Origin of the sequence: Planctomicrobium stercoris, assembly GCF_051465655.1 — a bacterium.
In the GTDB taxonomy this organism is placed as follows: domain Bacteria; phylum Planctomycetota; class Planctomycetia; order Planctomycetales; family Planctomycetaceae; genus Planctomicrobium.
On record NZ_CP195791.1, the window covers coordinates 75198 to 88784 of the forward strand.

General features: G+C 57.5%; 9 protein-coding genes. 6 read left to right on the forward strand and 3 right to left on the reverse strand.

Annotated features, from left to right (window positions below):
• Positions 1 to 87 precede the first annotated feature (87 nt).
• Positions 88 to 1335, forward strand: coding sequence for a protein-L-isoaspartate(D-aspartate) O-methyltransferase (locus SH661x_RS00315; RefSeq protein ID WP_437226889.1), 1248 nt, complete (start codon positions 88 to 90; stop codon positions 1333 to 1335).
• Positions 1336 to 1343: 8 nt separating this feature from the next.
• On the opposite strand, the gene SH661x_RS00320 is transcribed toward SH661x_RS00315, so the two are convergent.
• Both SH661x_RS00320 and SH661x_RS00325 read right to left on the reverse strand, forming a co-directional pair.
• The gene (locus tag SH661x_RS00320) at positions 1344 to 2621 is read right to left on the reverse strand and encodes a glycosyltransferase family 4 protein (RefSeq protein WP_437226891.1); all 1278 of its coding nucleotides are present in this window, start codon (positions 2619 to 2621) and stop codon (positions 1344 to 1346) included.
• A 164-nt stretch (positions 2622 to 2785) separates the two neighbouring features.
• Complete coding sequence (locus SH661x_RS00325) at positions 2786 to 4648, reverse strand: ATP-binding protein (RefSeq protein WP_437226893.1); 1863 nt, start codon at positions 4646 to 4648, stop codon at positions 2786 to 2788.
• 331 nt (positions 4649 to 4979) lie between these two features.
• On the opposite strand from SH661x_RS00325, the gene SH661x_RS00330 reads away from it, so the two are divergent.
• From SH661x_RS00330 to SH661x_RS00345, 4 genes are all read left to right on the forward strand, one after another.
• Positions 4980 to 7703 (forward strand): MGH1-like glycoside hydrolase domain-containing protein, encoded by a 2724-nt coding sequence (locus tag SH661x_RS00330; RefSeq protein ID WP_437231155.1) that lies wholly within the window; start codon positions 4980 to 4982, stop codon positions 7701 to 7703.
• Between the two features lie 318 nt (positions 7704 to 8021).
• Positions 8022 to 8951 carry a lysophospholipase gene (locus SH661x_RS00335; RefSeq protein WP_437226895.1) on the forward strand — a complete coding sequence of 310 codons (930 nt, stop codon included), beginning with the start codon at positions 8022 to 8024 and terminating at the stop codon, positions 8949 to 8951.
• 161 nt (positions 8952 to 9112) lie between these two features.
• On the forward strand, positions 9113 to 9598 hold the full coding sequence (smpB, locus tag SH661x_RS00340; RefSeq protein ID WP_437226897.1) for an SsrA-binding protein SmpB: 486 nt from the start codon (positions 9113 to 9115) through the stop codon (positions 9596 to 9598).
• A 352-nt stretch (positions 9599 to 9950) separates the two neighbouring features.
• A complete protein-coding gene (locus tag SH661x_RS00345; RefSeq protein ID WP_437226899.1) occupies positions 9951 to 11525 on the forward strand; it encodes a TolC family protein in 1575 nt (524 codons plus the stop codon).
• Between the two features lie 100 nt (positions 11526 to 11625).
• Here the strand turns inward: SH661x_RS00345 and SH661x_RS00350 are convergent, their stop codons facing one another.
• Positions 11626 to 11934: a hypothetical protein gene (locus SH661x_RS00350; RefSeq protein WP_437226901.1), complete on the reverse strand. Its 309-nt coding sequence runs from the start codon at positions 11932 to 11934 to the stop codon at positions 11626 to 11628.
• Between the two features lie 383 nt (positions 11935 to 12317).
• Here SH661x_RS00350 and SH661x_RS00355 point away from each other — a divergent pair, with 383 nt between their 5' ends.
• Positions 12318 to 13493, forward strand: coding sequence for a M24 family metallopeptidase (locus SH661x_RS00355; RefSeq protein ID WP_437226903.1), 1176 nt, complete (start codon positions 12318 to 12320; stop codon positions 13491 to 13493).
• Positions 13494 to 13587 lie beyond the last annotated feature (94 nt).

Below are 13587 nucleotides of genomic sequence, written 5' to 3' on the forward strand. Positions count from 1 at the left end.
ATTTCCCGTGATTCTTCAGTTGATCCTGCGATTCAGTAGGGGCAGGACATCAACTCTCCTTGAGAGTAGTACAGAGAGACTGACCTCATGCACAGCTGCACTTCGCCCCTGTTTCAGTTCAAACGACGGCTCCCTGGGCTGCCCCTCGCATTCGCTGTCCTTTTGTGCCTGATTCAAACAGCCAGTGCCCAGGTCAAGGACCGATACGCGGCTCCCCGGCATCAGATGGTTCAGGAATGCATTGCCAGTGAAGGCGTGACCGACGAGCGTGTTCTTGAACAGATGAAGACCGTTCCCCGGCACGAGTTCGTCCGGGCTGACCTGCGTCATCTCGCCTACATGGATCAGGCCCTCGATATTGGATTCAAACAGACGATCTCGCCTCCGTTCATCGTCGCCTACATGACCGAAGTGCTGGAACCGCAGCCGACCGACCGCGTTCTGGAGATCGGCACGGGGAGCGGATATCAGGCCGCTGTCCTTTCAGGGCTCGTGCAGGATGTCTACACGATTGAAATCGTGGAACCGCTGGGCCGACGGGCGGATGCCCTGCTGAAGCGGCTGGGATATAAGAACGTCCTCTGCAAAGTTGGTGACGGCTATCAGGGCTGGCCCGAACATGCCCCTTTCGACAAGATCATCGTCACCTGCTCTCCGGAAGACATCCCCAAGCCGCTGGTGGATCAGCTCAAAGAAGGGGGGCGCATGATTATCCCCATCGGCGAGCGGTATCAGCAGGTCTTCTATCTGCTGGAGAAAAAGGATGGGAAGCTGGAGCAGAAGAAACTCATCCCCACGCTGTTCGTCCCCATGACCGGGAAGATGGAAGAGCTGCGGGAGAAGCAACCGGACCCAACCCGACCGCAGTTTTCCAACGGTAGCTTCGAAGTTGATGACAATGACGATTCCCTGGCGGACGGCTGGCACTATCAGCGGCGTTCCACAATTGTTGAGGATGCGGCCGCCGGAAAGAAATCGATCTGCTTCGAGAATCACGAGGCGGGACGCAATGCCCATATCCTGCAAGCCATGGCCATCGACGGTTCAAAGGTCTCACAGCTGACGATTCACTGGGCCATGAAAGCTTCCGGCATCGAAGAAGGTCGCAGCCACTCGGAAGCTCCCGGAATCGTGATCTATTTCTTCAACGACAAACGCATTCCCGTCGAGAAAATCGTCGTGGGTCCCTGGCTGGACGACATCGATGAATGGGAACGGTTTTCTGAAACGATCCGGATTCCGCTGTCGGCTCGGGAAGCCATCGTGCAGACGGGGCTCAACGGAGGGACCGGCAAGCTGTGGCTGGATGATTTCCGCATGGAACCGTCACGCTGACGTCCATATCAGCCGGTGATCTGTTCAATGATTTCCAGCGTTCGCCGAGCCATGGGAACGCTCCCGTAGTGATCGCGGACTCCCTGCCAGGCAGATTGTGAAAGCTGCTGACGTCGAACAGGATCGGCAAGCTCTTCAAGACCGCGGGCCAATGCCTGTGGGTCGCGAGGCGGAACCAGAATTCCCCCTCCTGTCTTCTGGATGATCTCCGGAAACGATCCGTGAGCCGGCTGGACGACCGGAATTCCATTCGCCATCGCTTCCAGAACAGGCATCCCTTTGGGTTCCAGAAAGTCGGTCGGGACCGAAAAGACGTCCAAGCTGTTCAGAAAGGCCACCTTCCCTTCAATCGTGTCGGGACTGCCGATGTTCTGGTAGGGAATTCCGTCTGCGTCCAGCTGATGCAACGTCTTGGCAGCGTAGTCCGCATACTGGCCCCCCTGATACCCGCCGACCCGAAGCTCCGCATGGGGAACTCGCTGCTTGAGCACCCGGAACGCTTCCACCAGATGATGCAGCCCCTTCTCCGGAGCGAACCGGGCAAAGTACCCGACGACGTATCGACCGGAGTCACCGGACCTGGGTACGCCCGGATGCTCCTGCAGATCGATCCCCAATGGGAGGACGTGAAATTTCTCGACCGGCAGAGAGAGATAGTTCGAGATGTAGTCCCGATAAAACTCCGTATGCGTGATAAACCCGTCGAATTCGCGTGCGTGCGATGAGACCAGCTCAATGGCACGTTGTCGGTATTCAGGGGTCAGTCCGTCGAGGAAGACATCATCCCCCTGCAGCGTACAGAGAACCGGAACGGGGCAATTCCGTTTAATCTCACTCAGCGCCCCCGCCAGCAGGGCATTGCTGAAGATGACGACATCCGGTTTCAAATCCCGGCCCAGAAACGTTGCCAGTTCGTGAATGGCCGCCCGATGCGGTCCGTGACTTTCCTGCAGCATCGAAATAGTCAGATCACCTAGCTCGGCCGCGTCATTGCTGACAGACCGACTGGTGGCCATCCGAATGATCCCGGGACGGTCCAGCCACGAAGTCAGCACGCGGGGAAGATGTTTCCACCAGCCGACCTTGTTGTTCAGGTAGACGTTGATTCCCCCCAAAAAGATCCGGTCCAGGCTGATGTTCTGTTCATCCAGCCGCAGCGGGGTGTAAGCAGGGATGAGAGAGACCTCGACACCTTGAGCGATCAGAGCGCGCGCCCAGGTGTTGTCGTGCATACACGACCCGCAGAACATGCCCGCCCCTCCGGCGGTGATGATGGCGATATGCATGAATGCGTTGAGGGTTTGGGGGGCGGGGCGATCAGGCGGCTGTATTATCGCTGATATTTGTCATTTGTCATTGGTCAATAGTCATCTGCCATTGAAGACGCGTCTGCGAGTTATTCAATAGCAATTGAGAAATGACAATTGACCAATGACAAATTCTTCCTCCTTCAGTCTCGTCCCCACAGGCATTCGGCGATCCAGTCGAGATCGGTCTGCTGCTGCTTGCGGGCCGGTTCGGGTGTGGCTGCCCCGGCCGAATTGAGTGCATTGATCACGATCAGTCGCATCACGCTGGAGAGCGGCATTCCAGGCTTCTGTGACAGGGCGCGGGCGATCATCGGATGCGTCCGGTTCAGAATGACCTCATTCTCGGCCGGTGCATCACTCTTGAAATGGGCATCAATCAGACGTTGAAACCCACGAGGAATCTCGCCCCGCTGTTTCATTTCATCAAAGGAGCGGACCAGTTCATAGCGTTCATTCAGAAACGCCATCACCGGCTGGTCTCTGCGGAAAGATCCGAGCAGGACTTTCGCATTCACCTGTGAAAAGAATTCGGTCCACTGCGGATCCAGATCTTCCAGATCGCTGACCCCCAGGATCGACGACGCGAACGCCGGTGCACTGGGTGTGGCGATCCGCAGGTCGGTATTCGTCCCCTTGGCGTTGTCGTCACCGGCACACTGCGCGAGCAGGGATTCCTCGAAGCTGCGGAAGGTGTGAACACAGGGAATCTCATGTTCGGCAAACAGACTGTTGACCCAGCGTTCCTGACGACGGTCGGTGTTGTACCAGACCACCCGTTCCGCCTCCTCTTCATACAGCGGGTCTGCCACCGAGCGTTCAAGGACCTCATTCAGAGTCATTGAACCGTGTGACGTCGGCAGTCGATAGCAATGCCGCAGCAGGTTTCGCAACCGACCATTCTCAAGTGCGGCCCCAGCGAAGGTGTAACGGTGCCAGTTGACGACAGCCTCCATCCTCGCGGGATCTTGCCGAGCCAGCTTTTCGAAGTGTTCGAAGATCAGTTCTTCCAGTGCCGATTTGACATGCTCGAAGTGTTCATCCCGGACCAGATCTTCACGGCTGGTCGTGGGGGAGCAGTCATGCAGCTCCAGACACCCTCGCAGGAAAGTGGCCCAGGGGGGAATCAGATTCTGAATGGTCCGGGAAATGACCATCCTCCGTACCGTCACCATGACGGTAGATCGATTGCTGAAGCCGGGAACCCGCTGCGGAGTGACGTAAAGTGCTCCGGCGATTGAAACCGGCTTTTCGATACGGACGGGGATCACATCCAGCGGAGCTTCATCGAAGTAACTTTGAAGTTCCAGTTCCGTTGCTTCCCGATCCGGCGAGGGCTCAAACCAAGCTGCATGGATCACATTGACCCGCTTGGGATTGTCATTGAGATAAATCGGAACCGGGAGAAAATCCGCGTATTCGCGGATCGCCTTTTCAACAGGATCCGGCTGCTTCGCCAGAAACAGAAACTCCGGCTTGAGAATCAGGGTGACGGTCGTGCCGGGAATTATGCGATCGGTCTCAGAAAGTTCGATCTCGGTTCCCGCACCGGCTTCCCAGCGAACCCCTGTGCGAGCATTTTCATGACGGCTCTCGACGATCAGTTTGTCGGCAAGCATGAAGGCACTGAGCAGTCCGACTCCGAACTGCCCGATCAGGTCTCCGCGGTCGCCCATCGCGCCGGCGGAATCCGGGACCGGGTCCGAACGTTTGATCATGCCGGTGATGCCCGAGCCGACCGTCCCCAGATACAGCTCCGCGTCTTCCGGAGTCAGTCCGATTCCGTCATCGCTGAAGGAGATTGTCCCCTGTTCCGGATTCTGCCGCACGTCAATGCGGCCACGGAACTCGAGATTGGTCCGACGACGACGCATGAGGGCATCGTGAGCATTCTGAATCAGCTCGCGAATCGGAGTATCCGGGCGGCTGTAGAGCGATGAGCCCATGATGTCGATGACACCGGCAATATCGACCTGAAACGAGATCTTCCGCTGCCATGCGGTCATGAGCACTCCTCGAGCGAATCCGCCAATGCATCAACGCTGATTAAAACGTCACGTTGTCGATCAAATTTGCGTCGACAAACGAGGAAAAAAACGATCAGATGTATGAAACTCGCCGGACGAGGGGAATCCTCGCACAGCGAGATGTTCCTAGTCTGTCTGTTTGGCGACCAAAAGAAAATCAAGCAGGGCCGACGAAGGCATGATTTTCACGTCTGAATCGCAGATGGCCAGTCTGCGATCACTTGGACTGGAAAGTGTCTGTTGACTGACTGAGCGCTTCGGCATTCAACACAGCGAACCATAGGGAGACGGATTTTTGCTTGATTTTTCGATGCGGGGAGCCGAAGTCAAACGCCTCGCTGCTGAAGCCCGACATGATCCGGACGGCAATTGGAAGCGCTGGGGAACTTACCTGTCGGATCGGCAGTGGGGAACGGTCCGCGAAGACTATTCGCTGGATGCCGAAGCCTGGCAGCATTTCTCGCACGATCAAGCAGTCTGGAAAGCGTACCGCTGGGGCGAGGACGGGATTCTCGGCTGGACCGACCGCCAGGGTCGCCTCTGTTTCGGGCTGGCCATGTGGAACGGCAAAGACCCGATCATCAAAGAACGTCTCTATGGGTTGAGCGGTCCGGAAGGCAACCATGGCGAAGACGTCAAGGAATGCTATTACCATCTGGACGCCACACCCACGCATTCTTACGCCAAGGGGCTCTACAAATATCCTCAGAATGAATTCCCTTACGCCAGGCTGGTCGAAGAAAACCGCAACCGCTCGCGACTGCAGCAGGAATTCGAACTGATCGATACAGGGATCTTCGACGACAACAGCTACTTCGACGTCTTCGTCGAATATGCGAAGGCTGCCCCGGAAGACATCCTCATCCGCATCACCGTCGCCAATCGCGGATCGAAAGCAGCGACCCTGCACCTGCTGCCGACATTCTGGTACCGCAACACCTGGTCGCATCCGAATGTCCATGAGGAAGGTGTTCCGCGTCCGTCGCTTCTGCAACTCGATCATGACACGCTGCTCGCGGACCATGCGACACTCGGGAAGTTTCATATCTCCGCCGATTCGGGTCCTCGCGGATCGCGGCCCCGGTGGCTGTTCACGGAGAATGAAACGAATATCGGGCGAATGAGTTCTCCGCAGATCAAGCGTCCCGGCTGCAAGGATGCGTTTCATCTTTATCTGGTGGAGGGAATGAAGCGGGCCGTGAATCAGCAACCACGCGGGACGAAGGCAGCGGCTCACTATGTGCTGAATGTCCCCGCTCACGGAGAAGTGGAAATTCGCCTTCGCATGAGCGAAGAGTCGATCGCCCCCCGTGAACCGTTTGATGACCGTTTCGAGACGACGTTTGAAACCCGGATCGCAGAAGCCGACGCGTTCTATGCCCTCAAGTTCGGCGGAGAACTGAATCCTGAAGAACGCCGGATCATTCGACAGGCGAGTGCCGGCCTGTTCTGGACCAAGCAGTTCTATTTCTACTCCGTCGAAGACTGGTTGAAGAACGGGCCAACCCGCCCGCCATACAACAAGGACACGCCCCTTCCCCGGAACGGTGACTGGGAACATCTGGTCAATCGGGACGTCATTTCGATGCCGGATAAGTGGGAATATCCATGGTACGCCGCCTGGGATTCGGCGTTCCACATGATCCCCTTCTCCCGGCTGGATATCGATTTTGCGAAAGAACAGCTGATCATGTTCCTTCGCGAATGGTACATGCACCCCAACGGGCAGATCCCCGCGTACGAATGGAACTTCAGCGACGTCAATCCCCCCGTGCATGCCTGGGCCTGCTGGAGGACCTATCAGCAGACCGGTCCCCCGGGACAGCGTGACCGCATCTTCCTGTCCAGAGTTTTCCAGAAACTCCTTTTGAACTTCACCTGGTGGGTGAACCGGAAAGACGTGCGCGGACGTCACATCTTTACCGGAGGATTCCTCGGGCTGGACAACATCGGAGTGTTCGACCGTTCCAAGCCGCTCCCCACCGGAGGACATCTGGAGCAGGCGGACGGCACCGCGTGGATGGCGTACTTCTGTTCAAGCATGCTCTCCATCGCTCTGGAACTCGCCGACGGCAATCCCGCTTATGCCGATACTGCGTACAAGTTTTTCAACCACTACATCGCCATCTCCGAAGCGATGAATACGCTGGACGGAACCGGCCTGTGGGATGAAGAAGACGGGTTCTACTACGATCATCTCCATGTGAACTCCCAAAGCATCCCGCTGCGCATCCGATCCATCGTCGGACTCATCCCGCTGATGGCTGTGGACGTCATTGATGAACGGGTCATCAACCAGCTTCCGGAATTTAAACGTCGTGTCGCCTGGCTGAAGAAGCATCGCAAAGACCTGGGAACCTTCATGACGTTCCTCGATCGCAGCGAGGAGGAAGGAGCCGGCAAAGGACTCTGGCTGCTGGGGATTCCAACCCGCCAGCGACTCGAACGCATCCTCGGTTACCTGCTCGATGAAAATGAGTTCTTCTCGGACTACGGGATCCGCTCTCTTTCGAAATTCCACGAAGAACATCCGTTCCGGTTCAATCTCCATGGCCAGGACATGACCGTGCGGTATGTTCCCGGCGAATCCGACAGCGTGATGTTCGGCGGAAATTCGAACTGGCGCGGACCGATCTGGTTCCCGCTGAACTACCTCATCGTGGAAGCCCTCGACCGTTATCACCAGTTCTACGGGGACACCTTCCAGGTCGAATGTCCGACCGGATCGGGAAACTACATGAACCTGGGAGCGGTCGCCGACGAGATCCGTAACCGGCTGGTGAAACTGTTCCTTTCCGACAAGGAAGGCAATCGTCCCTGCTACGCCCGAGGAGAACGGTTCCACAACGACCCTCACTGGAACAACCACGTTCTCTTTTACGAGTACTTCCACGGCGACACCGGACGGGGCATGGGAGCAAATCACCAGACTGGCTGGACGGCACTGGTCGCCCCCATTCTGGAGCACATGGCTCGCCAGCGGTCCCGCCAAGGTGAAACAGCCCCACAATCGATGGCAACCAGCCAGACTTGAGATCCGATGGGAGACTGGTCGCGAACATGTGACCAGTCTCCCGGGAACCCCCGTCGATGCCCGTCTGGTTCTCTTCTCGTGCAGCCGTCTCCCCCCAGATGGTTCCGTTGCTCGCTTCACAAACGATTTTTTCGGGAATTTTTCCGGAATCCGGGTCGTGAAGAGCGGTGATCAGCTTGTCCGATGCGAAGAATGTGATAATTCGGATCATCAAGGCAGGACAACTGCGCCGGGTTTGGATAACTTTACATAACTGCTTGGAACCACTGACATAGGGATTTACGGTCAAACGACCCTTGAGGGAGGAGGGGCGGCTTGATGCCTGAGCCAGATCGGCAGATCACGTTGAACTTCTCCGAAGCCAATCGGTCCGCGATTGAAGAAGCGTTTCATCCTTCTTCCGGAGGACTGAAGATCTTCAGTTGCGTGCATCCGGTCCGGTCGCCGCAGGGGGTCGTTCTGATGACTCATGGGCTCGGCGAGCACAGCGGTCGCTACGGCCACGTGATCCACTGCTTCCAGGAAAAGAGTCTCGCAGTTGTCCGGTTCGATTTGCGTGGACACGGACGATCCGAAGGGAAGCGCGGCCACGCCAGAGATTATGAACCGCTGCTGGACGACCTTTCTCGCATGGTCCGTTTCACGCGCGAGCGTTTTCCCGGAGTCCCACTCATTCTCTTTGGGCACAGCCTGGGGGGGAACATTCTCGCGAACTGGATCATTCGACGTCCGGACGAAGCCTCAATCGCCCATGGGGCGGTCCTGTCCTCCCCGTGGTTTACCCTGACCAAGAAGCCTTCCGCCTTCAAAGTGGCCGTGATTCGGTCTCTGTCAAAGATCTGGCCGGGACTGCTGATTCCGGCCGGCTTTCGTCCTCGCAAGCTCACACGCAACCCCACAGCGATCGCCGCTTACGAGCACGATCCGCTGATTCACAAGCACGCATCCGTCAGACTCATCAGCGACGCGTATTTTGCCGGGCTCTGGGCATTGAAACATGCTGCCGAGTTCCAGCTTCCGGTTCTCGCCCTGCATGGAACCGCCGATAGCGTGACTGGACCGGACGGCACCCAACTGTTCTGCGAACGTGCACCTCACGCTGAATTGATGCTCTTCGACGACCTCGTCCACGAACCTCACAACGAACCGGAATGGCGGGTGGTTGTTGAGGCGATTCGAAACTGGATGGTGGAACTGCTGAATCGGGGGTCGACCGTTCCGCCGGAAGAGTTGAGAGTTGAGAGTTGAGAGTCGAGAGTCGGCAAAACGCCTGAGCGTTTTGCCCCCTGCCCCCTGCCCCCTGCCCCCTGCCCCCTGCCCCCTGCCCCCTGCCCACCCCTTCCCTCCTCCGCCGCGAGTGCGTAACATCAACTGATTGAACTCTTTGAGCTTGTGCAGCGGCGGTTGTGATGGCAGGGAAGAAAAATCAGGCACCAGCGGACCCGAATTCGCGAGTGGTCTGCCAGAATCGGCGGGCTCGCCACGACTATGAAATTCTCGATGAGCTCGAGTGCGGACTCGTTCTGACCGGAAGCGAAGTCAAAAGCATCCGCGACAACAAAATCTCCATCGAAGAGTCGTTTGCCCGTGTCGAAAACGGCGAAGTCTGGCTGCACAACAGCGATGTCGCTGAATATCCCCAGGCCACGTACATGAATCATGAACGTCGCCGATCCCGCAAATTGCTGCTGAGCCGACACGAAATCCGGAAGTTCGCTGAAGGGGCGGAACATTCCGGGATGACGCTGGTCCCCCTGGATGTCCATTTTTCCGGCGGAAGGATCAAGCTGCAGCTGGCGATCGCCAAAGGCCGAAAGCAGCACGACAAACGGGAAGCGCTGAAGAAACGCGACGCGGAGAAATCGATGCGGGAGGCGATTCGCAGCCGAAAATAGCGGCTTTCTGCTCCGCAACCCGCAATTCCCCGCATCCTCACGTGGCTCAACAGTGCTGGATATCCCACAGAATCCGGTTATGCAGCAAGTGCGGAATATAGGGCTTCTGCGATGCATTTCCCGGGTTCCGCTCGCTGGAACATTACAACGGGCACTCCCGCCGTCGGCGAAGAAGATTCATTCCGATAATGAATGCAGCCACCATTGGAAGTGGTGGCGGTTCATTTGACGGACGACCTTCAAAAGAGATCAGACCGCGAGCGTGTCTGGTTTTCGATCGGAGTCCGTTCACACAAGTGCTCACAAGGACGTGCATCGATGGAAAGTCCATCGGTGAGATGCATTGTGCGTCATGAAAACATCGCCGAAATTTCGCTACGCGGTGAGCTGCGGAAGCCTCTTTCTGGTGTGCGGTTGTCAAACGACAGCCCGCATGACAGCGGAAAAGGTCCCGACTCCCCCCCCGGCGGCAACTTCTCCCTCGGCACAGGAAACCAAGGCCGCGGCTTCCTCTCAGCCGGCTGCAGACGTCGCGTTTGAAGACACCCCGGCCTCACGCTTCGATGAAGTCCTGCTGACCAATTTCGAAGATGGCGTGGAAGCAGGAATTGAGGGGACAGAAAAACTCGAAGAGGTTCCCCCGTCCCCTGCAGCGCCCGGGAACGAACTGCGACCCATCCCGGAGAACGGGAATCGGCTGGCTTCGGTGCAGGTGGGGCTCACGCTGGAAATGCTGGAGCAGATTGCTCTGGAGAACAACCCCTCGATCACGCAGGCGGGAGCCAGTGCCAGCAAAGCGTCCGGCTTCCGCAAGCAGGTCGGCATGTACCCCAACCCGAACATCGGGTACAGCGGTCAACAGCTCGACGATGCGGGAACGGCGCAGCATCTGGGTTATGTCGAGCAGGAAGTTGTCACTGCTCACAAGCTGAAGCTGAATCAACGTGTGCTCGACCAGGAAGTCCAGTCGCAGCTTTGGGAAGTCGAAGCCCAGCGATATCGGGTGCTGACAGATGTGCGACAGCGGTTCTACGATGCATTGGCAGCCCAGCAGCGACGCGATCTCGCCATCGATTTCGAAAAGGTGGCTCAAGAAGGGGTCAGGGTTGCGGAACTGCGACGCCAGGCCCTGGAAGGGTCCGTCCCCGAGGTGCTGCAGACGGAAATTCAGTTGAACGAAGTTCAGCTGATCCGGCAACGTTCGGAAATCGCCTATCACGCTGCCTGGCAGCAGCTGATCGCTGTGGCTGGAATTCCTCACATGGCTCCGTCTCCACTTGTCGGAGAGTTGCGGGTCTCATCGGAAAAGCGGGACTGGGACTCCACGTATCTGCAGCTGGTCGGCGGCAGCCCTGCGATTCAGGCCGCTCGGGCTCGGGTCTCCCGGGCCGTCGCCAACATGGATCGACAGGATGTGCAGGCCATTCCCAACCTGCAGACGTTGACGAGTGCCGGGTATGACTATGGAACCAACCACAGCATGATCCAGGTGCAGATGGGAATTGCACTCCCCATCTTCAACCAGAACATCGGGAACATCTCGGCAGCCCAGGCGGAATATTGCCGCGCCGCCCAGGAAGTCCGCCGACTGGAACTCTCGCTTCAGTCTCAGCTGGCTGTCGCCGCACAGCAATACGACTCCGCTGCTGTCACTGTCGAGCGGTATGAGAAGAACATTCTTCCCATGGCCCGGCAGACGCTGGAACTTTCAGAAAAGGCGTATGGTGCCGGTGAGTTCGGGTTCCTGCAGGTGCTCGTCGCACGACGGACATTCTTCGACTCCAACCTGCAGTACAACGAAGCGCTGCAGAATCTCGCGGATGCCAAGTGCCTTCTGGACGGGATGCTGCTGGACGGCGGACTGAATGAAACTGCCGACACTTCGATGGACGACGGCTTGCGTGGCCAGACGCTGTCCGGGCAGTAACCACTCTGAACGGAGTCGGGTTGCTCACTCTTGTGACAGCTCAGCGGAAAACAAAAAAGCCGCACACTCTGGCGTGTGCGGCTTTTCGTTTCAGATCTGACTACCGGACATAGAGACCGAACCCCGGGGTCGAGATCCCGAAGCTGGGCCCCTGATTGATATAGTACGGCGATCCGGTGTAAATCGGATACGGACGATAGACCGGGGGCCCGTACACGGGTCGCCCGTAGACGGGACCGCCATAAACCGGTCCCCTGTATCCGCCATGATGATGTCCATAGGGACCGTGGTTGGGGCCATGGTTATGACCCCAGTTGTTCCCGGGTCCGTGACCAGCTTCTGCGCTGGATGCCATTCCGAAAGTAGCCATTCCCACCACTGCGACAGCGAACATCATGAACTTTTTCATTTTCTAACTCCTGAAGAAAATAGTTTTGCTTTGCGGGTCACTCGATGGGGGAGAGAAAAGCAGCTTTCGTCCCGGACGTGCCAAAAAACCTTTCTCAAAGACACAACCTCTTGCACAACATGCCCTTAAAAATTTCGGCAGTTCATGCCGAAAGGATCGCTCACTGTCGCTTTTCTGCAAAGTCGACATCAAAATGACGACTCACCATCCTCCCGCGGACAATCAAAACGAGGACCGGCCATTCCAGCTGAGTCGAGGCCTGGCGCATTCGCGAGACTTTGGCCTCATCTCCCGCTGACTCGATCGCAGTCCGTTTCAACCTGCACTCTTCCCGTTACAATCAAACTCGTTCACTGCCCAAACTTGATTCGAAAGAAACTCCGATGCTGACGCTCGAAGGTTGCCAGGCGCGACGTCAACGACTCTGGGACATGGTTCCCGACGCCATCGAATGGCTGTTGATTGCCGATCCGCGACACGTGCAGTACCTGTCGAACTTCCTGGTTCAGCCTCTCAGTTTTTCCCGAGGCGAACGGGGACTGCTGCTGCTGGAGCGAGACGGACCGGCCACGCTGATGGCGGACAACTTCACCTTCCGCTCGGCATCGAATGATCCGTTCGTCGACCGCACGTCGATCACCACCTGGTACGATCACAAGCATTCCGTCATCGATCGCGATCACGCCTTGTTCAAATCGCTCAGCGATGTCGCCTCTCACCTGAAGAACCGACGCGGTCTGCTGGAAGCGGAATGGCTGCCGATCGGAGCTGCAGCCCTGCTCGACCCGGAGTTTTATGAATTCTCTTCCAACCAGAGCCCCGGCGCCAGCCCTTATCTGGATCTGGGGTCCATGCTCCGCTCCCTGCGGAGAGTCAAACACGCAGACGAACTCGCACTTCTGAAGGAGTGCATGGCGGCCGGAGAAGCAGGACAGGCGCGGCTCTTTGAAGTCGTCCGTGAGGGAGTCAGCGAACTCGAAATCTACACGGAAGTTCACAAGGCAGCGAATCTCGCCGCCGGACGACCAGCGATCGTCTATGGCGACTTCCGAGCCTGCTTTGCCGCCGAGCCCAAGAACGGCGGGCTTCCGAAGAATGGCGGCCGCAAGCTTCAGAAAGGGGACCTCTTCGTCCTCGACTACTCCGTCGTGCTCGATGGTTACCGCAGTGACTTCACCAACACAGTCAGCGTGGGAACCCCCTCCTCCGACGTGCTGGAACTCTTCGCACTCTGTCAGGCAGGGATGCAGGAAGGGGAAAAGGTACTGCGGGCCGGCGTGAGAGCTGCCGATGTTCACAAGGCAGTCGCCAGCCCTTATGTCCAGGCGGGCCGGGCAGAGATCTTCACCCATCACGCTGGACATGGAATCGGACTGGCCCATCCCGAGCCGCCGATCCTCGTCCCTCTCAGCACAGATACTCTGGAAGCTGGAAACGTCATCACCCTGGAGCCGGGAGCCTATGTCGAAGGGGTCGGCGGGATGCGGATCGAGAGAAACTTCCTAATCACTGAATCAGGTTACGAGACGCTCAGCCACCACGACATTCGACTCAGCTAATTCAGCAGTTTCGGCTTGTTGAAAAACTCCGGGAGTTGCCTGCCAGAGCACGAGGCGTGAGCGAGTGCATTTTCACGCGAAACAACCGAATGCA

Coding starts and splice junctions, on each gene's coding strand:
- SH661x_RS00350 (WP_437226901.1), bottom strand. CDS start 11,934: ATGAAAAAGTTCATGATGTTCGCTGTCGCAGTGGTGGGAATGGCTACT.
- SH661x_RS00345 (WP_437226899.1), top strand. CDS start 9,951: ATGAAAACATCGCCGAAATTTCGCTACGCGGTGAGCTGCGGAAGCCTC.
- SH661x_RS00330 (WP_437231155.1), top strand. CDS start 4,980: ATGCGGGGAGCCGAAGTCAAACGCCTCGCTGCTGAAGCCCGACATGAT.
- SH661x_RS00355 (WP_437226903.1), top strand. CDS start 12,318: ATGCTGACGCTCGAAGGTTGCCAGGCGCGACGTCAACGACTCTGGGAC.
- SH661x_RS00335 (WP_437226895.1), top strand. CDS start 8,022: ATGCCTGAGCCAGATCGGCAGATCACGTTGAACTTCTCCGAAGCCAAT.
- smpB (WP_437226897.1), top strand. CDS start 9,113: ATGGCAGGGAAGAAAAATCAGGCACCAGCGGACCCGAATTCGCGAGTG.
- SH661x_RS00320 (WP_437226891.1), bottom strand. CDS start 2,621: ATGCATATCGCCATCATCACCGCCGGAGGGGCGGGCATGTTCTGCGGG.
- SH661x_RS00325 (WP_437226893.1), bottom strand. CDS start 4,648: ATGACCGCATGGCAGCGGAAGATCTCGTTTCAGGTCGATATTGCCGGT.
- SH661x_RS00315 (WP_437226889.1), top strand. CDS start 88: ATGCACAGCTGCACTTCGCCCCTGTTTCAGTTCAAACGACGGCTCCCT.